At 39.9% G+C, this 20,497-nt stretch carries 22 protein-coding genes and 2 pseudogenes; 9 read left to right on the top strand and 15 right to left on the bottom strand.

The window, feature by feature from the left end:
- Positions 1-138: 138 nt before the first annotated feature.
- Positions 139-1,413 (bottom strand): MFS transporter, encoded by a 1,275-nt coding sequence (locus JOC94_RS04880; RefSeq protein WP_205178825.1) that lies wholly within the window; start codon positions 1,411-1,413, stop codon positions 139-141.
- A gap of 165 nt (positions 1,414-1,578) precedes the next feature.
- Positions 1,579-1,827, bottom strand: coding sequence for a hypothetical protein (locus JOC94_RS04875; protein ID WP_077113725.1), 249 nt, complete (start codon positions 1,825-1,827; stop codon positions 1,579-1,581).
- Between the two features lie 322 nt (positions 1,828-2,149).
- Here JOC94_RS04875 and JOC94_RS22790 point away from each other — a divergent pair, with 322 nt between their 5' ends.
- Entirely contained in the window at positions 2,150-2,248 is a 99-nt protein-coding gene (locus JOC94_RS22790) for a putative holin-like toxin (protein WP_236016979.1), read from the top strand.
- A 272-nt stretch (positions 2,249-2,520) separates the two neighbouring features.
- On the opposite strand, the gene JOC94_RS04870 is transcribed toward JOC94_RS22790, so the two are convergent.
- From JOC94_RS04870 to JOC94_RS04850, 5 genes are all read right to left on the bottom strand, one after another.
- On the bottom strand, positions 2,521-2,682 hold the full coding sequence (locus tag JOC94_RS04870) for a YvrJ family protein (RefSeq protein ID WP_077113724.1): 162 nt from the start codon (positions 2,680-2,682) through the stop codon (positions 2,521-2,523).
- Between the two features lie 88 nt (positions 2,683-2,770).
- The gene (locus tag JOC94_RS04865) at positions 2,771-3,007 is read right to left on the bottom strand and encodes a helix-turn-helix domain-containing protein (RefSeq protein ID WP_236016978.1); all 237 of its coding nucleotides are present in this window, start codon (positions 3,005-3,007) and stop codon (positions 2,771-2,773) included.
- A 23-nt stretch (positions 3,008-3,030) separates the two neighbouring features.
- Entirely contained in the window at positions 3,031-3,612 is a 582-nt protein-coding gene (locus tag JOC94_RS04860) for an RNA polymerase sigma factor (RefSeq protein WP_205178821.1), read from the bottom strand.
- A 350-nt stretch (positions 3,613-3,962) separates the two neighbouring features.
- Positions 3,963-4,604: a hypothetical protein gene (locus tag JOC94_RS04855; RefSeq protein ID WP_077113721.1), complete on the bottom strand. Its 642-nt coding sequence runs from the start codon at positions 4,602-4,604 to the stop codon at positions 3,963-3,965.
- An 82-nt stretch (positions 4,605-4,686) separates the two neighbouring features.
- Complete coding sequence (locus tag JOC94_RS04850) at positions 4,687-5,034, bottom strand: hypothetical protein (protein ID WP_077113720.1); 348 nt, start codon at positions 5,032-5,034, stop codon at positions 4,687-4,689.
- Between the two features lie 475 nt (positions 5,035-5,509).
- Here JOC94_RS04850 and JOC94_RS04845 point away from each other — a divergent pair.
- Positions 5,510-5,647, top strand: a pseudogene (locus tag JOC94_RS04845) (JAB domain-containing protein); the annotation flags it as partial.
- 10 nt (positions 5,648-5,657) lie between these two features.
- Here JOC94_RS04845 and JOC94_RS22785 read toward each other — a convergent pair.
- The 6 genes and pseudogenes from JOC94_RS22785 to JOC94_RS04820 form a co-directional block, all read right to left on the bottom strand.
- A pseudogene (locus tag JOC94_RS22785) lies at positions 5,658-5,976 on the bottom strand (hypothetical protein); the annotation flags it as partial.
- A gap of 93 nt (positions 5,977-6,069) precedes the next feature.
- Positions 6,070-7,302, bottom strand: coding sequence for a Zn-dependent hydrolase (locus JOC94_RS04840; protein ID WP_205178819.1), 1,233 nt, complete (start codon positions 7,300-7,302; stop codon positions 6,070-6,072).
- A gap of 46 nt (positions 7,303-7,348) precedes the next feature.
- Positions 7,349-8,461: a mandelate racemase/muconate lactonizing enzyme family protein gene (locus JOC94_RS04835; RefSeq protein ID WP_205178817.1), complete on the bottom strand. Its 1,113-nt coding sequence runs from the start codon at positions 8,459-8,461 to the stop codon at positions 7,349-7,351.
- Positions 8,458-9,756 carry a winged helix-turn-helix domain-containing protein gene (locus tag JOC94_RS04830; protein WP_205178815.1) on the bottom strand — a complete coding sequence of 433 codons (1,299 nt, stop codon included), beginning with the start codon at positions 9,754-9,756 and terminating at the stop codon, positions 8,458-8,460. Before JOC94_RS04830 ends, JOC94_RS04835 begins: the two co-directional genes overlap by 4 nt.
- A 14-nt stretch (positions 9,757-9,770) precedes the next feature.
- A complete protein-coding gene (locus JOC94_RS04825) occupies positions 9,771-10,562 on the bottom strand; it encodes a serine hydrolase (RefSeq protein ID WP_205178813.1) in 792 nt (263 codons plus the stop codon).
- 14 nt (positions 10,563-10,576) lie between these two features.
- Positions 10,577-11,887, bottom strand: a complete 1,311-nt coding sequence (locus tag JOC94_RS04820; protein ID WP_077113715.1) for a GntT/GntP/DsdX family permease — start codon at positions 11,885-11,887, stop codon at positions 10,577-10,579.
- A 500-nt stretch (positions 11,888-12,387) separates the two neighbouring features.
- Here JOC94_RS04820 and JOC94_RS23480 point away from each other — a divergent pair, with 500 nt between their 5' ends.
- The 7 genes from JOC94_RS23480 (at position 12,388) to uraH (ending at position 17,442) form a co-directional block, all read left to right on the top strand.
- Entirely contained in the window at positions 12,388-12,696 is a 309-nt protein-coding gene (locus tag JOC94_RS23480; protein ID WP_205178811.1) for a CPBP family intramembrane glutamic endopeptidase, read from the top strand.
- A 24-nt stretch (positions 12,697-12,720) separates the two neighbouring features.
- Positions 12,721-13,119 carry an Msa family membrane protein gene (locus JOC94_RS23475; protein WP_077113713.1) on the top strand — a complete coding sequence of 133 codons (399 nt, stop codon included), beginning with the start codon at positions 12,721-12,723 and terminating at the stop codon, positions 13,117-13,119.
- A gap of 6 nt (positions 13,120-13,125) precedes the next feature.
- On the top strand, positions 13,126-14,013 hold the full coding sequence (locus tag JOC94_RS04805; protein ID WP_077113712.1) for an ABC transporter ATP-binding protein: 888 nt from the start codon (positions 13,126-13,128) through the stop codon (positions 14,011-14,013).
- On the top strand, positions 14,006-14,764 hold the full coding sequence (locus tag JOC94_RS04800) for a hypothetical protein (protein WP_077113711.1): 759 nt from the start codon (positions 14,006-14,008) through the stop codon (positions 14,762-14,764). Before JOC94_RS04805 ends, JOC94_RS04800 begins: the two co-directional genes overlap by 8 nt.
- Positions 14,765-15,512: 748 nt before the next feature.
- Positions 15,513-16,013 carry a 2-oxo-4-hydroxy-4-carboxy-5-ureidoimidazoline decarboxylase gene (gene uraD / locus JOC94_RS04795; RefSeq protein WP_328799774.1) on the top strand — a complete coding sequence of 167 codons (501 nt, stop codon included), beginning with the start codon at positions 15,513-15,515 and terminating at the stop codon, positions 16,011-16,013.
- Between the two features lie 104 nt (positions 16,014-16,117).
- The gene (gene pucL / locus JOC94_RS04790; RefSeq protein WP_077113710.1) at positions 16,118-17,092 is read left to right on the top strand and encodes a factor-independent urate hydroxylase; all 975 of its coding nucleotides are present in this window, start codon (positions 16,118-16,120) and stop codon (positions 17,090-17,092) included.
- Positions 17,089-17,442, top strand: coding sequence for a hydroxyisourate hydrolase (gene uraH / locus JOC94_RS04785; protein ID WP_205178809.1), 354 nt, complete (start codon positions 17,089-17,091; stop codon positions 17,440-17,442). The genes pucL and uraH overlap by 4 nt, the downstream gene beginning before the upstream one ends.
- Before the next feature lie 79 nt (positions 17,443-17,521).
- On the opposite strand, the gene JOC94_RS04780 is transcribed toward uraH, so the two are convergent.
- The gene (locus JOC94_RS04780) at positions 17,522-18,337 is read right to left on the bottom strand and encodes a ZIP family metal transporter (protein WP_077113708.1); all 816 of its coding nucleotides are present in this window, start codon (positions 18,335-18,337) and stop codon (positions 17,522-17,524) included.
- 256 nt (positions 18,338-18,593) lie between these two features.
- On the bottom strand, positions 18,594-19,937 hold the full coding sequence (locus JOC94_RS04775; RefSeq protein WP_077113707.1) for a nucleobase:cation symporter-2 family protein: 1,344 nt from the start codon (positions 19,935-19,937) through the stop codon (positions 18,594-18,596).
- Positions 19,938-20,497: the final 560 nt, after the last annotated feature.

Here is a 20,497-nt window from a genome sequence, read left to right as displayed (position 1 = left end):
GTCATTTTGAAGGCTTGATGAAAAATCTTCAAGCCTTACCTCAGAAGAAAGCACTCTTGCAGCCGGGATTTCTTTTTAGATGGCGTCGGAAACCAAGGCTTTATCTTCTTATTTCTAGATATTATATGACTGGATTCTTCAACTTCCGGCAACACTTTTCAAACTGCTTCTGCTCCAAACCACCATCGGGATAATGAGTAAGGAAATCATCCCGCCCGCAATTGACAACGTGGTATAGCTTGTTTGCGCTGCAATAATGCCCGAAATTCCCCCGCCAAGCGCTCCTGAAAGAGCAATAAACACATCAACTGCCCCTTGTGTCTTGGCCCGGGTAGCCAAACTTGTTGCATCAACGATGAGGGCTGTTCCACTAATAAGGCCAAAGTTCCATCCAAGCCCCAGCAATGCCAAGGAAAAAATAAGCGTAACCAAGGAATCGCTCGGGGCGATAGCCGGTAATGCTCCCGCAAAAAGTAATGTGATTCCCGAGGCGACAGCCATTGTGCCGCGCCCAAATTTATCGACAAGGATACCGGTAATCAAAGATGGCAGATACATGGCACCGACATGGATGCCAATGACTAATCCCACCCTGGATAAATCATGTCCGTGATTTTCCATATGTACAGGTGTCATTGTCATAATGGCAACCATCACAAATTGAGATAAAACCATTACTGTAAAGCCTACCGCGATCCCCTTGCTATTTGTTTTTTCAAGGGCCTTTTCCTTTATCTGATTCGCTTCCACTCGTTCACTAGTAATGGCTCTTGCTACAAAGAGGGGATCAGGGCGAAGGAAGAAAAGAAGGATCAGTCCTGCTAGAAAATATGCAAAGGAGGCCAAGATAAACGGACCGGCCAAGGATGGGATGCCGATTGCTTCAGCAAAGTCTCCCATGACATTGACCAAATTGGGACCCGCCACAGCACCCAAAGTCGTAGCGACCATGGCAATACTCACAGCTGTAGCACGCTGTGTCGAACCGGCCAAGTCTGTACCCGCGTAACGCGCTTGTAAATTTGTAGCGGTTCCGGCGCCGTAAATCAATAGTGAAGCAAACAGCAGATAAACATGACTCGTGATAGCGGCGATCACTACACCCGCAGCCCCGAGCGCTCCAGCAAGGAACCCCCCCGCCAGTCCAATGCGGCGGCCAAAACGTTGAGAAATACGTCCTACAATAAATGCCGATCCAGCAGACCCCAATGTAAACAAAGCAACCGGAACTCCGGCAAAACTGTTCGAGCCGAGCATTTCCTGCGCAAGCAATGCTCCAACAGTTATCCCTGCGGCGAGTCCCGCGCCCCCGAAAATTTGTGAAATGACTACAATGATTAACGTCCTGCGATATAATTCCATTTGCTTTTCAGAGGACTCAATATAAGCGGATTGCTCAGCTTTGTGTGGCATTGTTATTCCTCCTTTTCAGGTTCTTTCTATTACATTCATATGTTGAAGTGTCCCAATGATTGAAAAACACTTAATGAGGTCTTAACAAATAGGAGATCATTTAACTAATAGTGATGAATAACCCAATCTCGCGAATAAATAAGAGTGGCGTTGTGTCGCCGCTCTTCATTTTGCTCTTTGTATTCTTCTCACATCTGCTTTTGTTTCTACCAATTCTTCCAGCACAATCGTAAACTTTGTTTCCAGGTGCTTAATGTGGTCTGTCAGGTTTTGCTCCATAGACTTTAATTGGGCTTCCAAGTTACCTTGGCGGATTTCCAGATTTTCTTGGCGGGTTTCGAGAATGGCGAAGCGATCTTCCAAATTATCGAGACGCACTTCTAGACTACCGAAACGATCTTCCAAATAAATCATGAAAATGTTTTTTTAGATTTTAAAAGAATTAGCTCCACCGATCTTGAACTGTTTGAAAAGCTTGGGGTTGAATACATTGCATGGTTCAATGATAAAAAAGAAGCTTTGCAAAACGCTATTGATGTCATGAGTGCCGTAATGGTTAAAAGTAAGAAGATGACAAAATAAAGTACTATTAGTTGCTAAAGCACGTAAGCCACCCTTTAAGGGTGGTTTTTTATCTTTAGATAATATGTATCTAGCTTTTTAAGATGCTATAATAGACTGAGCAATAGGGCTTTCATGGGTGGTGGCTCATTCCCTGTAAAGGGGGTGATGCCTTATGACAGTATTCGAGAGTTTGATTTTGATGATCTCTTTTGCAACGTTAATCGTAGCTATACTGTCGCAACAAAAAAATAACCACCTCATGGCTGCCTAGCGAGCATTTTGGGTTGGTTATTTTTTGTGATAACTCAAAATTTGAGCTACCCCAATGAAGGGCTATTGCTTAGACCGAAGGTGTACCAGCTACCTTTGGTCTTTTTTAATTTATTCATTTTCTATTTACAGTATACCCTCTTTTTCTAAAAAAGAAAACATAAAACGGTAATCATAACTGAATAAAAAAGTAATCATTCGGAATTGCGGAAAACTAAAACCTGATGGCCGCAGCTGCTTTGTTGACTTTCTATTCTCCAACAACCTTTAATATTACTTTTTTGTAGTGTTAATGACCTCGGCTAACTGCATTATAACCTCGGCTAATTTTTCAAGTTTCTTTTCGAACCTGAGAAACAGATAAATTGTTATAGCTATAGGAAATCCAAAATTTCCGATTAGAGTTATCCAAAATGGAAATTCAGTTGGTGTCATTTCTCTCACCTCTTTTATCAATAAAGAGTTTTTTTTACTAAATTACAACCCCCTCCCAAAAATAAGTCCCTAATTCCACAATCTTTTGTCAAGAAATTTTTTGCCGGAACATTTCATAAAACTCCCAAAAACCGACGATATCTTCCGGGTCATATCGTTTTACAATATGGATCAATTTGAGATGCAGCTCCTGCTCCAAATCTTCCCTAATCTGGGTGTCTGTCTGAAGCAAAGTTTTTTTGATTTTGGGTGCAAAGAGGTTAATGACCTTTTCAATGGCTTTCTCATCTTTTTTTGTAGTTAGTTCATATAAATTGGATTCCAATTTAAAAACCTCCATTCTGAAAGTTAATCATCCTTCCGCAATAATTTTCTCATCTTGCTGAGTGCCTTTTTCCGGGCCTTGGATACGGCCTGCTGGGATTTTCCTAAGAATGTGCCAATTTCAGAATCTGTCAGTCCTTTTATATATGACAGGGATAAAATATCTCTTTGATTAGGGGTTAAACTTTGAATAGCTTTGTAAAGGGCTGGATCGGTAACATAATCCAAAATATTGTCCGACTTTAATTCGAAGTCTTCCTCAATTGCCGCTAGGTCTTTATAGGTTAACTCTGTGTCATCCTTTACGGGTTCGTCTAACATTGCGGGAAAACGGTAAAGATCTTGGCGAATCTTTTTATCCATATTAACCCCATGGTAGTGAAGCGTTTTAGATACATAGGCAGTAAACCGGATACGGAAATAAAATTCCCGGAAGGCTTGATCTAGCAACTCTTGATTCTGGGGAGTAGGATGGCAAATGGATTGCTTGAATAACTCAAAATGTTTTCTCGTGGACAGAAAACTTTTGATGATAGGATTACTCAAAAATTTTTTATTTTCTTTAATAAATTCAAGGAATTTACAACAAGACTTTTGATTTTCCATCTTAAAACCAACCTTTTTAGGAGCGTATGTTCGATTAATTACATAAAAAAATTTCACGCTATTTTTTCGGTTAATTCATGATGAAAAATGTCTATTTTTCCTTAGGCATTGATTCGAAGAATTTTTTGATGTCATTAGAAGTTCTGGTAGCATCTTTCACCAATTCTCCTAAGAAATCTTTTTCCTCCTCTGTTACAGCCTCATTTAAACATTTTGTATAAAAGGCTTGCGTTCGTCTAGATTCGCATAAGCACTGTAATAGCTTGTCAAACATCAAATATTTCACCCCTTATATAGTATTTATTTAATCTTTGATATATAAAGAGGCGTTAAGAAAAGATATAACAACCCTATTCGTATATTAAATGTTGTGTAAGTTTATCAACTAAGCAGCCGATACTATTTGAACGTCTATTCTCATCTTGATATGTCAAATCAAGGTGTGAAATTGGTTCAATGATAAAATTTCTTCCTGCATTCTTTAAGTTAAATGGAACTTTATCATATACGGCGATTAAAAAAAGATTATAATTAGGTAGCCGATTATGTTTTTTAAGAAGTTTGTTATCAATATTGGTTCCAATCTCTGGAATAAATTTCCCGGATATATAGTCAATTACTCTGTATCCACTATAAAAGCTATTCCACCAACCCATGAATGATTTGAGTACTTGATTAAATGCTTCTATACCTTCCTTATTCTTTTTAAAAAGGGATTGGTAATTATAATCGTTTGGGTTATTGATAAAATTGAGATCCAAGGTTGTCGGACTTTCATCTAAAGCAATTGTATTTTGCACAGATTGGATATAGCTTTCCCAATGTAAAGAAACTTCATTTTTGAAAGTATCCATTGGTAAAATTGCATTATTATTAAGAGGGAAATAAGGAAATAAGATTGGTTCTCCATCGTATATATATCGATTTTTATACATGTTTGAAACATAAATTAGAAAGTTTAAATTAGCTGAACAATGATTACAAAGGGTCATTACCCTCATCCCCTCTCTTAAAATTAGATGGCTTTAATTTTATAATAACAAAAAACTAAGCCAAGATGGCTTAGTTTTTTCATTAATTGCGATATGCTGTTTCACATTTTGGTACTACAAAACTTGAAGTGCCTTGATTGTCCCTCGCTACCCCAGTAAATACTGCTTTGTAAGTTTTTCCTTTGGTTTTTGGTCCTCCTCCTTTGAAGCCGGATAGGGCTTTATATGGTTGCCCCATTCCACTTACAGGGAGTGAAGCTATAAATCTAGCTCCGTCTTTGATCGTGATTTCGCCAATAAAGGAATAGAGCGTACTAAAGCCTGGTTTGACGTACCACCATAGGGTTCCTCCTCCACGATCTTCAATTTTAGCTATCCCATTATTCCCATAGCATGTCACAAATGGTTGGATTTGTTCATTATTTTTCATATTAATTCCTCCTCTTTTAATTTCTTACATATTCAAGTCCTAAACTATTTACTAATTAACCGGTTATTAGTGGTATTTTGAATATGTAAATAATAAAGAGGGGTTTAATAATAAAAGTACAACCTAAAAAATTTTTATATACATGATTTATTTTCAGCTATGATGACTGCTTTTTGGAGGAGAGAGAAAACACAAAAGAGTGGACGGTTTGTTTTCGGCATCGAGCTTCAACAAACTGACTATTTTCATTTCATGAAAATAGTACACTCATTCCGGGGATCCGGCCAACCAAAAACATGTTGGCCGAATCTGCCTAATTCGCTTCATTTGTTTTTTCTCGAATATGAAAACTCGAAAAAGCGTTCCTCCTACCTAGGGATATCCTTCTTTGTGTCTCCTAAGTGTAATGATTGGCTCATAACTCGGTCAAGGGCGGGCGAAAAGGCAAGCCGACCCTTGACTCTCGTTTTCGCCAACATTATCCCGGGAAGATGTAGAGGTAACTAAGCGATTAGTTGAAGCTGGCAGGATATTAGGAATTGAATTGCTGGATCATGTCATAGTGAATGCAACTGGCGAATATAGCAGCCTGAAAGAAAAAGGGTTCATCTAAAGGGGAAGGTCTAAAATGGGACATCCTCTTTTTTCTTCCAATCTATTATATAACCTTTGAGCACATCATGAGTGACGTAGCGCTTCTCTTCCATTCGGAGATGACATTGTTGGCAACTTTGGCACCGTCACCTGCCGAGACGATTGTATGGACACTGACGTCGGCAACGGTTCCTGCAGTCCAGATCCCGTCGATGATTGTTTACCTGCCAAATCTACTTGTACGACTGTTTTGATTCTCGGTTCTCTTCCTTACTCCGTATCTACACCGATTTTCTCAGCCAATGTGACCAACGCTCCCGTAGCCAAAATAACATGCTTGGCTTTGTATTGGTTTTTTGGAGGGTGATCAGCCTCCCCTTCACAAATTGGCGCTCAAGTCATTAAAAGAAAGCTTTCTATAACTTCCACTTAACCTTCCTGCTACGATAGTTTTTGATCTATGTTTAGTACGGCGTTCAGCATCACATTTGCGGCCTGTTCAATGTCTTCTTTTTTGCTGAATTCTTCGGGACAGTGGCTTTTGCCATTGATGCTTTTTACAAAAATCATGGCTGTTTTTGCCACGTCCGCCATATGCGTGGCATCATGGCCGGCCATGGATGAAAATGTTGTGTAAGGGATTTGAAGATCCTTGGCAGACTCTTGAATCCACTGAACGATTTGTTCATCAAATTGGCATTCTTGTTGATCGAGTATATTGACAACGTTGATGCTCACTTTCCGTCTGTCTATAACTTCATCCCATTTTTGATAGATCATTTTTTTCAACTCTATCCGTTCCGCTGCCGTTCCGGAACGGATTTCAAGCACCATATCTACTTTTCCGGGTATAATATTCGCCGCATTCGGAAAAACATCCAATTTGCCGATTGTGGCCACTGCATCAGTGCCATGATTTCTCAAAATTGTTTCTACCGCGAGTATCATCTCGGAAGCTGCGGTCAAAGCATCAAACCGGTCGTTCATCATCGTTGTGCCCGAGTGATTCGATTCGCCAATAATCGTGACTTTATCCCTGTAGATTCCAACGATCCGATCGACAACCCCTACTGGAAGTTCTGCTGATTCGAGCCGTTTCCCCTGCTCAATATGAAGCTCCACGAATGCCGCGATATCGTCTTTTTCAATAGGGAGACGTTCCAATGAACCGCCAGCTTTTTCAACAGCATCTTTCAATTTCGTCCCTTTTGAATCGGTAACTGTCATTAGATCTTCTTTTGTCAGTTTGCCGGTAAAAGTTCTGCTTCCCATCGTAGAAAGGTTAAAGTCGTTGGGCTCCTCTGCTGTAAAGGAGACAATTTCCAATGTGTGCTTTAATGGAACCTCATGCTCGATGATCGTTTTCATGATTTCTTTTGCCACCAAGACGCCCAAAGCACCGTCAAACATGCCGCCATTTGGAACAGTATCGAGATGGGACCCGATTACGATGGATTTTTTAGAGGTATCTTCACCGCTCCAGCGTCCCCATATATTTGCGATCGGGTCGACATATACCGCGAGCCCCATCTCCTTTAGTTCTTTCATAAATAATTCTCTCACTTGATAATCCGGCTCGCTGAAACTGGGGCGGGTCAACCCGCCCTTTGGATCTAAACCATATGTTCCATAACGTTCTATATCACTCATAAGCCGATCTATATTGATTCTCATTGTAACACCTTTCTCATTCGTGATTTAAAGAGAACTGCCGAACATTTTATTTGATTAGGTCTTCCGCCAAATGAACGCCAAGTCCGGCTGCGTTGCTGACTCTGATTTTACCGTCTTCCACTAAATCCCACATAGGGGTTTGGACGATATCATGTTCATGCAGATAAGCGCCACATATAAAATCACTCGGATTTACTATAACCGGAGTGCTGGCTGCGACATGCATGCTGGCTGCGATCCCGATGCCCAGCTCCAGGTTGCTGCCGATTGTGCAAGTCATTCCTGCTGCTTCCGCCATTCCGGCAATTTTTTTAGCTTGGTGGATTCCCCCGACTTTACAAATTTTCAAGTTGACAATATCGGCACAGCCGATTTTGATAATATTAGTCATATCATGAATGGAGAATACCAGCTCATCCGCCATGATAGGCGTTTTGACTGCACTTCTTATTTCTTTCAATCCGAATATATTCCACTTTTCAATTGGCTGTTCAACTGATTTCAAGTCACCTGTCTCTTCCAGTTCTCTGATTACTTTGATCGCGTCCGCTACATGATATCCCTGGTTCCCGTCCAGACGGATGCGAACATCTTTCTTGTTGTCTTTAATGGCTTGTCTGATTGATTGGACTACACGTATATCCCTGACAGGGTCCTTTCCAACTTTGATTTTGATTGTTTGGAACCCGAGATTCATTACTTTTACAGCCTCTTCATAGGCTTCTTCGTCACTTTTCATTCCAATCACATAAGTCAAAGGAATTTCTTCCCGGTAAAGCCCGCCAACAAGATCGTATACAGGTTTATTTTCCATTTTTCCCCAAGCATCGTGGATGGCGATATCAATCGCAGATTTTGCGGCACTTTGGCCATAAATCGTCTGATCCATATTCCTATGGATTTGACTCAACGATTGGAGCGGCAGTCCAGTGATAACAGGAGCCAAATATTGATCATTCACCAGCTTAATTGTTTCCGCCGTTTCGCCCATGAACGCAGGAGAAGGAGATGCTTCTCCGTACCCTTTAACTCCATCTTCAGTGACTACTTCCACAATGGCATGTTGTCTCACTTTAGAAGAGTAAAGCGATATTTTCCACTCATTTACTAATGGCACTTCAACAATGTACGTATTAACCTCTTTGATGTGATGACTCAATTGAAATTCTCCTTTATTTGATAAATTGCCCTTGGCCTTCCCATATCGTGAATCTTTCTTTCGCCAACCGATTCAAGCACGCCAGTGTCTGTCATTTTTTTAATGAGACGCGCAGCGGTTCTCGTTGTTACGTTCGCGTACTCAGCGTACTCCTGGGAAGTGAAGGGGCGGAATTGACGAAGCAATAAAAAGTCGGCAAATCTGGACGCTGTTTCAAGCGTCAGCCCACAAGTAAGCAATGCGTTCATCAATGATTCTTTGTTGACATCCTCTTCCTCGTTCAGCAAATAAATATAAGCTCCTGACTCGTTGTATAAATAGCAAATACTTTCATCTTCTTCCAATGCGCGTTGTAACGCACTTTGGGCATTATGTTCCGCCTGCCTTGCCGTCAGTCCGGAACCAAATCCGACGGCAACTGTAATGTTTAATTTCTTTTCTATTTCTTTTACAAAACAGGACAAATGATTATCCGAAATCAGCTTGTCGAAGCTGCCTTTTGTCCCAAAAATGATGAACTGATGATAATGGCCCTTATATAAAGAGAAGTCCATTTTATGAGTGTAATTCAGCAGTATTTGATGAAAAGCCAATAACAATTGCTCAAATTGAAAATCTCCCAGACTGTCCGATACGCGGTCCAAATTTTTAATTTTCACGAGCCCCATCACGATCCGGGACGTTTCACTCAGCTTTATTTGTCCGAGCGTTTTAGCTTCTTGCAAGCCATGCAAAAAGTTTTTCTTCGGAATCGGCATTTTCAGACAAGGAATGTTCAGCTCTTTCAATGCTTGGGCGACTGCATCGATACTTGTTAATACAAAGTCAATCGCCTCTTGATCCCAAAGCTGTTGATGGCGCTTGACAATTTCCGCAATGTCCAAACCCGGAATTTCATGAATATCATGGATAAAAATATCTTTTTGCTCCATCCCAAGATCGTTCAATACTTCTGTCACATGCGCCGGGTTCATAATATCAATGGAAAGCCTGCGAATCGCCATTTGATATTCCGTCGCCAATAAAAAGAATGTATGTGAAACCATCAATTCATCAAACGGCACGTGAGTATAAGGGACATTCATTTGTTCCAAGGCATTTTTGGCATACAGATAAGGCACAGGGCCGGCAAACAAGAACACGTCGCACGTATAGGCTTCTTCCACCAAATCTACACATTCTTTTGGCTGTTGATACGTGAACGGAACGATAGAAATATTAGAAAACAACTTGCTGTAATTCTCCAACCCTTTTACTGTTTCCTTCGTACCAAAAGCCGCGACTCGGATATTCATAAGACTCTCCCTTTTTATTCAGTGGCCGTCATGTATTCAATCGTCAGTTTGCCGATCTGCGAAATAAACTCCCGGCCCTGATAATTGTTGTTCCAGTTGGAAGATAATATCGCAGCATACACCTGTCTATTTTCAAAGGTAAACATCCCGACATCATGCTGAATGCCGTTTAACTCTCCCGTCTTGTTGGCGATTGATACCTTGTCATGAAACATGGCCTGGTGTGCTGCAAGCTTCTCCCTAAATTGCTGATTTTCTAACATTTGATAAATGACTTTTCTGCTTTCATTTGACAATAGTTTGTTTTCGTGGCCGATTAACCGGAAAAAACGGATCATATCACCGGCCGAGGTGTAATTGTCGATCCCGCGCTTCATCGCCTCGTGATCCATAAAATAACGACCAAGAACTGTTTGGCTTGCCCCCGCCTTTTGACAAAAAGCGTTAATGTTTTCTCGTCCAATTTCATGGATCAACAAGTTGGAGGCTGTATTGTCAGATACAATCAAAGCAAGGGTCATCATGTTTAAAATACTTAATTCCATATTACCAGATAAATAATTCAGTACACCCGTGCCCGCCACTTTATCTTGAACAACAACTTTTTTGTTAAGATCGAGCATACCTTGATCAGAAGCATGGAGACCGGCCATGACGATTGGTACTTTTATGACACTTGCCGCCTGCATTCTTTCCGCTTCATTGATTTTTATTTCCCCATCAGGTGTGCAGATATAAACGGCGGTTTTTCCACTGGCCTCTTGAGCCAATGTTTCAATGTGGCGTTTATATGATGAAAAATCCATCCCATTCACTCACCTTATATAATAATAGTCCGCAAAATGACAAACGCAACGATCACGGCTGTCCCCACGATTCCGAATATGACCATGCTCTTCAAGTCTTTCGAGCGGGCAATTCCCATTGCGCCAAGGGTATCTCCGATCGGATATAGCATTTCGGTCATTTGCGAGCCGACAAGAAGGACCATGATATAGATACTGATCGGAATACCGGCAGAAGTGAAAAGTCCCTTGAACATTTCATCAAGAACAACAACTTGCGCAACCGCCGCTCCAGGAATGCCTGCAATACCCGTAATCGTGGTCAAAGCGACAAGCGTAATGTCTCCGCCTTTTTCAATAAACGGCATGAGCAGATTTTTCAACGCTTCAAACCCGCCAAGTTGCTCTATATAAAAAATAAACGGTGAAAACAAGACAAACTGGAAGAACAGCCAAATTAACGGCTTTGCCCCCTCAAAGAAATGTTCCGCTATTTCATTCGGTGTCAAACGCCCAGCCAATCCAGTCACTACGGCAGTGATAACGATTACGGCAATGGCAAACGTTGACCCGCCTTCCGTAAGGATGCCGTACACAATTAAGGCAAACAGTGTCACCAAAAAGACGAAAGTTGCCTGTTTCTTAACTTTTTCGTTGCCTGGTTGCTCTGATTGACTGTTTTTGGAAAGCATAATATCTTCATCTGAGTAAGGAAACTGTTGCAATGTCTGCGGTAAAGTCTTTTTCACAAAAATAAAAGTAACGAGCCACATAACAACTGCTAATGGCAGACCTGCATATAAAACGATCTGTCCGTATGACAAGCCGGTGATTTCCATAAAAGTGACCATGGGTGGAGTAAATGGCCCGAGCCATAAGCCCGTCACACCAGCCCCTTGAAAAATGATTGCCACCGCGCTGGACGAAAGACCGGCTGATGCAACAATCGGAATTACGACAGGTGCGATGACCGCATTGGCACCAGCCAGTGTTCCGAGGGAACCGGTTAATAAGGCAGATGATGCCATCGTTCCAATAATTGCTTTGTTCGGTGTATTGACCCCGACCCGGTGCATGACAAAGCGGACAATATTTTCTGCCACACCCGTTCTTTCCGCAATTTTCCCAAGCCCTGCTCCCGCCAGGATAATTAATCCGACATAGGCAAGGAAAGAACCTAACCCTTCTTTTGTTTGTGTAGCAATAGATGTAATGCCGTGCCCGCCCATTACCGCTCCAACAATTGTTGCTATGGCAATGGCAACGACCGGGTGCCATTTTCTAAACGCCAATACGACAAAAATAATCAAGGGCAAAAGCCCCCACAATGTTGGCCCCTCAAACATAGGTTCCCCTCCTTTAACTAAAAGACATATATAAAGACGTTGTCTCTTTATTTTCAGATTCTAGTTTATTCAACTATAAAAGTCAATACATTTTTAAAGGGCTTACATAAAGAGAGAACTCTTTTCAGCCATTGCTGATCCACCTTTTATCTCCCCCATATCATTTGTAATAACATCAACTAGCGGCTTTCCATCCAAAAAGTAGTTTTCCCAATAAAATAACTTTTATATTTTATATTTGCAAAAAATTTTAATTGTGCTACAGTATTGAATACTATAGATAAAAAGAGAGGAATTTAAATATGAAAGCGCTATTTAAATTCTTTTCTCTGAATGAGATCAGCCTTGGAATCATCAAGTACAAGTGGGGTAATACAGTGACAAAAAAGCCGTAGAGATGAAGACTCTATGGCTTTAAAAAGTATGTGTGAAGTGAAAAAGAAGGAAAAAGTCGAAACTATGAATATTATTATTGAGGGAAGATGACATAATCTCTAATTTTGGGATTGCTCATTAGTGATGTTGAAACGACATTCCACCCCTTTTTAATTGCTACTTTTGAAGAATTCTTATTTAGATATTTAATCTTAATCATTCTAAGAAAGGAGTTCTCGAAATCTTGGAGCTTTATAATAGGTTCTATTTTATTCGCTATGTTACTTCACTTAAATGGAGATTGGCTTTTAAATATAATGATAAAGTTTCCCTCAAGTTTAATACTATACTACTTGGCAGATAAATATGGATTACAAGATGCAATTGCTTTTCATTGGCTACATAATCTAGCTATTACAGTTTATTCTCAATAAATTTCAAAGTACAGGTGATATGAAATGAGACTGAAAATATTTTTATCTATAGTATTAAATTGCATAACCTTTGGAATAGCAAGTCTTTTAAACATTGATATTTCACTACTTCTCTTAATCAGTTTAATTTACATTATACCCGTAATGTACAATTTAATTTTAGAGTATATGTTTCCGAGCAATACAAATTATGTAAGTATTTTTTCTTTGTCTCTTATTACTACAATTTTTTATTTTGTATTTAGCTTGATTATTATGTCAAATCCTAACTTTGATTTATTCATTAAAAAACATACAATGACTATCGGTGACATAGCGATTGAACTTAGTGATGATTTTTCTAGTCTCCCACAACTACTTTTTGTATTTTTGGTGAATTTCTCTATTTTATTTTTATATCAAAAGATTAAACAAAAGAGGTGAGCATCATTGTTAGAAGTTAAAAATGTAAGCAAAAAATTTAAAAGCAATGAGTTTTTTTCTTTGCAAGATGTCAGTTTTAGCATTAAACCTGGAGAAATTGTGGGATTGATTGGTAAAAACGGAGCTGGAAAAACAACCTTAATGAAGATGATTGCTAAAACGATCAAGCCAACAAGTGGTACCATTATCTATCAAGGAAAGGATATTTTTTCTGGAGACAATTTATTGCATAATGTCGGCTTGATGATTGAAGCCGTATATTACTCCCATTTAAGTGCCTATCGAAACCTAGAATTTTATTTGCAAATTCATAATCAGAAACAATATCATGAAAACATTGAAAAAGTACTTGATCTTGTCGGATTATTAGAAAAAAAAGACCAAAAGCCAAGCGGATTTTCTTTCGGAATGAAGCAACGACTTGGACTAGCACTCTGCCTCGTAACAAATCCTGAGTTTTTAATTTTAGATGAACCATTTGTTGGCCTAGATCCTAATGGTGTTGAAATGTTAATAAAAACATTGAAAAAGTGGGCTGAAGAAAGAAAAACAACCATTCTTATTTCAAGTCACCAATTGAATGAATTAGAAGAATTAGCAGAGCGATACCTTTTTATAGAAAACGGCAGATTAAAAGATGATTTTATACAGAGTCAGGAAAATATAACCATCATTCAATTGAGTAAACCGGTAAATAGCTTTGATTCTATAAAAAAGAAATATTCAGGTCAAATTACTTTAACCGGCGATGGAGATTATCTCGAAGTGAATTTAAAAGGAGAATCATTCAATAGCCTATTAGTAGACTTAACTAAAGAGAACCAAATTGTTGCTATTACAACAAAAGAAAACACCATTCAGAAATATTTTAAGGAGGAAAATGATCATGAATAAACTATTCCCTCCAGTCTTTTCTAATACACTAAAAATGAAGTCGTCTTTGTTGTATTTTGCTTTCGGGCTTTTTCCAATGATCTTGATTATCATCTCTCTTATAAATACTAACTTTATGCAGCTCACGGGGGAGCCTGGATCTCTAAGCGCACTTGAGTTTTTTGTATCTACTTCAGTAGTTCAACATAATGCGGTATTGCCACTAATTATTATTGCTTATATTGCGTCAACATTATTTTTCACTGAAATTGATAAAGGTACTTTATTTCTATATAAAGATCTCAACCGGACTTCTATTTTGAACGCAAAGTGGTTTTCTTTACTATCGCTTTACTTGATATATTTGATTATTTTATTTGTCTCTAGCATTATCGTTTATTATGTTCACTTAACTCAGTTCGATTACACATCCGGCAATTTTTTTCCTGCAAGTATGGCTGATTTTGGATATGCTTTAATCGAATTTCTAGGCGTGTTTTTTATTGATTTACTTTTTATTCAAGTTGTTACAGCGCTATCCATTAACTTCTCTACAGGGTATGCTATTTTTGGAGGGATTGTGTTTTTCATTATCACTGGAACTGCTCCAATGCTCAGTACGTTAAAGTACTTCTTCCCTAATGGTTATCTATCACTAGTGGGGTCTACTCATATGGGAATTCTTGTGGGATTGGTGATATGTATATTCATTATCTACTCAACATTGCTATACTTTTATTCTAAAATCAAATTTAATAAAGTCGAATATTAAAAACGAGTTTTGAAGATTTATTTTCCGTCTATCATCTTACATAACAACTGAAGAAAAATATACTAACATTAGTAGTACAGGCCAAGGCAATGGTTTGTGCTACTTTATTTTTTGCGGTAGAAAACCCCTAGGATCGACATAGTCCGTTTCAGCTTCCCCCCTCATGTGTATTTTAGTTTGTTGGGGCAGTGAAAATGTGTAAAAGAAAACGTATGTTGTATCTTGTTAAGGAATATGTTAGTCCGACTACATACGTCACCACTCTAAAAGCCATGGCGAATAGGTAAAAGATGGTGGAACTATGTTTAATTTTCAAATGTTTTCGTACTGTCGAGTTAAACATATGTTTGAGCATCTTTCTTATGGATCCCTCGTCGCACTTATACTTAAATAACAATTGTTATACCCGTTTACTAGTGAAGTGCTTTAGAAATTCTCCGAAAACAATCTACTGATTATTCCTGCAAAATCGCTGCTCTTAAAAAGGAGCGCCGTCCTTCAAATGTTTCGTTTAACCGTCAAGCACAATCATTCATGTTTCATATTCCTTTCCCCATAAGGCCATGACAGCACACCAAAGCAATATTGTGCTTTATGCACAATCCATATTTGGGAATTTGTCTTTCGACACTAATGACCTTATATATAAATGGAAGATAAAATAATAGTAATTCCCGAAAGCTTGCTATATAATTTACTCATTACTCTGAAAAGTCGCATCTTTACAATAACGAAAGGATGAACGATTGTGCGTTTAAGTCTCGAAATTCTCAATGGGATGGATCAAACCGATTTTACCGAGGCGCTTGGCTGGATTTTTGAATATTCCCCCTGGGTCGCCGAGCGAGTATGGATGAAACGGCCATTTGCTTCTATATCCGAACTCCATCAGACGATGGTAAACGAAGTAAATAAAGCGGCATTTGACGAAAAATTGGCCCTCTTAAGGGCACATCCCGATTTAGCTGCCCGTGTTAAAATGGCTGAAGCTTCTGTGAAAGAACAAACCGGTGCAGGCCTTGACCAACTGACAAAAGACGAACGAGAAGAATTTTTATCCCTCAATAAAGCCTATACAACCAAATTTCATTTTCCGTTTATTTTGGCTGTCAGAAACCACACGAAGGAAACCATTCTGGCAAAAATGAAGGAACGCCTCGATCATTCTCAAGAAGCTGAATTCAAAGAAGCGCTTGAACAAGTATATCAAATTGCCTATTTTCGGCTACAAGACTTTATCGCTTCCTAGAGTGTTTTCGCGTTTTTCCCACCTATCGGGTGTTACCATTCGCTTTGCAAAAAGAACGTTTTGCAAGTGAGGGATCACAATATAAAGCTTGAGGAGGAATTTGAATGAGTTCACAAAAAAGATTAATGTACTATGGGAAAGGTGACGTCTTTGTGTTCCGCACCTATCAAAAGCCGCTCGATGGAATTAAAGCGATTCCAGAATCAGGGTTTACGGGACGAAACAATGTCATTTTTGGGATGAATGCAAAGATTGCACTTGAAGGGGAGTTCCTGGAATCATTTACAAAAGCGGATAATTCCCGTGTGGTCGCAACTGACTCTATGAAAAACTTTATTCTTCGCAAAGCTGCTGAATATCACGGCTCCACTTTCGAAGGATTTTTACACTTTGTTTGCAAGCGCTTTCTTGATGTGTATTCCCACATAACTGCAGTTGAAATAACGGCAGACGAAATTCCATTCGAGGCAGTTCAAGTCGCGGGTGACACGCATTTGGAGACAAGTCCGCTCGTATATAGACATTCAAGAAATGAGTTGATCACTACGACGGTGAAGGTCCAGCGAAGCAAAGCAGGCTATGAACTTGCCAAACAGGAAAGCGGCATTCGGGATCTGCATTTGATTAAGGTTTCGGGCAGTTCCTTTTACGGCTATATTCGGGATGAGTATACGACCTTGCCAGAAGCAAAAGATCGGCCTTTATATATTTATCTCGACATTCTCTATCGGTACAATAAGAAAGAAGATGCCGTCGCAGATAACCCTGCTGTTTATGTGCCGGCAGAGCAAGTCCGTGATATAGCCGCTTCGGTGTTCCATGAAGCAGATAATAAATCAATACAGGATCTGATTTATCGAATTGGCTTACGGGTTCTTCAACGTTTTCCGCAACTGGCCGAAGTTCAATTTTTATCCAATAATCGTACTTGGGAAGCGGTGATTGAAGATATTCCTGGATACAAAGGCGCTGTCTGGACAGAACCGAGGCCGCCATATGGTTTCCAAGGATTTGTGGTCAGCCGCCAGGATCTTGTCAATGAAGGTTTGGAAAAAGCAAAGGAAAGTGTAAAAGCATGAATGGAAAATTAACAACTCATGTCCTTGATTTAATGAACGGTATTCCTGCGGAAGGTTTAAACATCGACCTTTGGAAGTTGGAACCAGAACGGACCTTTATCAAAACCGTTACTACAAACAGCGACGGCAGGGTTGATTCTCCCCTGCTCTGTGATGAGCAATTCAACCCGGGGGAGTATGAACTCGTATTTTATGTGGCTGATTACTTTAAGAAAAAAGGGGTTATTCCAGCGGCAACCCCGTTTCTGGATCAAGTCCCTGTTAGATTCGGAATTTCTGATATGAATTCCCATTACCATGTTCCGCTTTTGGTCGCTCCTGGCGGTTACAGCACCTACCGGGGGAGTTAGTTTGGACTTATCATGGCGCATACCTCCCGCGCCTTTGCAGACCGCGAAAAAAAAAGACCCCTTCCCAGGGAGGGGGTGTTCATCCTAATGCCACATCAAGAATCATCATCACTACAAAGCCGACCATTAAGCTCATTGAAGCCAAATCTTTATTACCCTTCTCTTGAGAAGCCGGAATAACTTCTTCCGCTACAACAAAGATCATTGCTCCAGCTGCAAAACTTAACGCATAAGGCAGTAACGGTTCAATAATCGCAACAGCAAATGCCCCGATAACTGCGGCAACCGGTTCCGCCATACCTGATAACTGTCCGTAAAAGAAGCTTTTTCTTCGCGACATACCTTCCGCCCTTAACGGCATGGAAACCGCAACTCCTTCAGGGAAATTTTGAATGCCGATTCCCAGCGCCAAGGTTAAAGCATCACTTAAAGAAGCTTCCGTTCCCCCACTTGCAAGCGCACCAAAAGTAATCCCAACCGCCAACCCTTCTGGAATATTGTGTAACGTGATTGCAAGCACCAACAATGTACTTCTTTTTCTTTTTTTCGCCTGATATCCTTCCGCTTTGCCAAAGGAAGTATTCGGGTGGAGATGAGGCAGTACTGTATCAATCCCCCACAAAAAAACGCCGCCCATCAAAAAACCAATTGCCGAAGGAAACCAAGCCCCGACGGAATTCCCATTTGACATGTCGATGGCTGGAGCCAATAAAGACCAGTAGCTGGCTGCAATCATGATACCACCGGCAAATCCTAACATACTATCCAATAGCCGCTGGTTTATTGTTCTTGTAGCAAAAACGAGGGCAGCACCAAACGCTGTCATTCCCCACGTAAATAAAGTAGCCATCAATGCTTGTGTAACTGGACTAAAATACATAAAAAAGTCTGCCATAATGGAATGACTCCCTTTAAGCTCATACTAAGATCAATAAATGACTGCAGGCACAAGTTCATTTTTTCATAAAGTTTCCCTGCTAACAAGCATATTACAAGCTTTGTCCCTTTATACGGCAAATATTGAAAATAGAAACACATCGCTAAGCTTACCAAAAAAAATCCCCCAGATATATGTTAGGGGATTTCAAATATATAAAGGTAGAGGTTAACAAAAATAAACAAATGTAAAAGCAAATTCATTCCAACATGATTCAACTGTCACCGCTAACAGCTTTTTGTTCCATATTCATGGCATTCGCATTACTTGGAACATGGTCCGTATGCCTGGGACCATTGATACCATTTAAAATAACGTTTAATAGAATGAGAACCAATGAGCCCATTACTACCCCGTTTCCAAAAATTAAGCGGATCGTATCAGGAAATTGTTCAAATGAAGCCGGAACACCCTTAATCGCTATTCCAATTCCAACACCTACTGCGATAATCAATTGATTGGAAGGCAAGGACAAGTTTTCACTGCTGATCATTTTTAAGGCTGCTGAAATGAGCATCCCAAACATCGGTACCATGGCTCCACCCAATACGGGAGCAGGTATCATCGTTGTCAGCGCCGCCACTTTTGGCACAAGCCCCAACAAAATCAGGATTCCACCCGCGGCGATCAGAACTTTTAGCTGTGTTACTTTTGTAAGGAGAACTAGTCCGACATTCTGGGAAAAAGTCGAATGGTTAAAGGAATTAAAAAACCCGCTAATAAAAGAGCCAAGACCTTCTGCGCGGAGCCCTTTTTTCACATCGTTCTCACCGATTTCCTTATTTGTAAACTCCCCCAGCGCAAAAAACACACCAATACTTTCAATCGCAATGATAAAAGAAATAATCGTCATGGCAATAATGGACGAAAGCTGGAATGTCGGGGCTCCGAAGTAAAATGGCCGGGGTATATTGAGCCATTTCGCTTCATTGAATACGCTAAAATCCACCAACCCAAAAAAACTGGCCGCAACCGTACCAATAATTAACGCAAGTAAAATCGATACGACTTTAATAAATCCCTTGAACAAAGTGTTTATAATTAAAAAGCAAATTAAAGTAAACACCGCCAATATCAAATTCTTCGGTTCCCCAAAAGTAGGGGAATTTGCTCCTCCTGCCGCATTGTTCATCGCAACCGGCATCAAAGAAATTCCTATAATCAGGATCACGGAACCTGAAACGATAGGCGGGAAAAACTTAACCAATTTTCCGATCAAGGGCGCGGAAAGTGTAATGATTAAGCCAGAGACGATAACGGCGCCAAAAACTCCCGTTATACTATAGATCTTTCCAATTGCAATGGCTGGTTCCACTACAATAAAAGAGACAGCCATCAATACAGGCAATTTGATTCCGATATGCTTCCCGCCGATTACCTGAATCAACGTGGCGACTCCACATGCCAATAAGTCAAATGATATAAGATAAACGAGCTGTTGTTGCGTTAATCCGATAGCATGTGCCACAATGATCGGTACTGCCACAGCGCCGCCATACATGACGCAAACGTGTTGAAATCCCAAGGTAGTTGTCTTCATTAAGCTTGTATTTCCCATTCGATTTCCTCCTCAATGTTCATTGTCGAGCGGCTTCTGTCATCACAAGAGCGTAAGCTGTCAAACAAATAGATGCCTAATTTTAGTAATACATTAAATTTTTAGAAAATTTAATGTGGAGAAAAAGTTGTGACAGATTTGTTATGAAAAAATCGGGATAGACATTGTAAATCAAATTTACAATACCACACAGCCAACAATATTCTCCCCCTGTCCTTTCCCTGGAACTTGGGCAAAGCAAGAAACAGATTCTCTTCTCGTAAGAGTTTCATTGACATGGATCTTCCATACATGCGAAAATCTGATGTATAAGTTTACTTCACTTACTGATAAATGTATCACCCCATTATATTTCCCCTTAAGTAAAACGCTTACAAATCCGCTTTAGATTCGCAAAACGTGCTTTTATTTACTTTTACATTGTATCTCCACAAAAAGGGCGGGTCATTAGTCAAAAGCAACAAGTATAAATGTCAACGATGATATGTACACTTTTGACTGTTTTAATATGTACAATTTTGATAAAAGACAATGGCTACAGGAACCCTAACTATATACAG

Origin of the sequence: Siminovitchia thermophila (genome assembly GCF_016909185.1) — a bacterium.
Taxonomy (GTDB): Bacteria; Bacillota; Bacilli; order Bacillales; family Bacillaceae_C; genus Siminovitchia; species Siminovitchia thermophila.
Note: the sequence above shows the minus strand (reverse complement) of the source record. Positions and strands in the feature narration are given on the sequence as shown.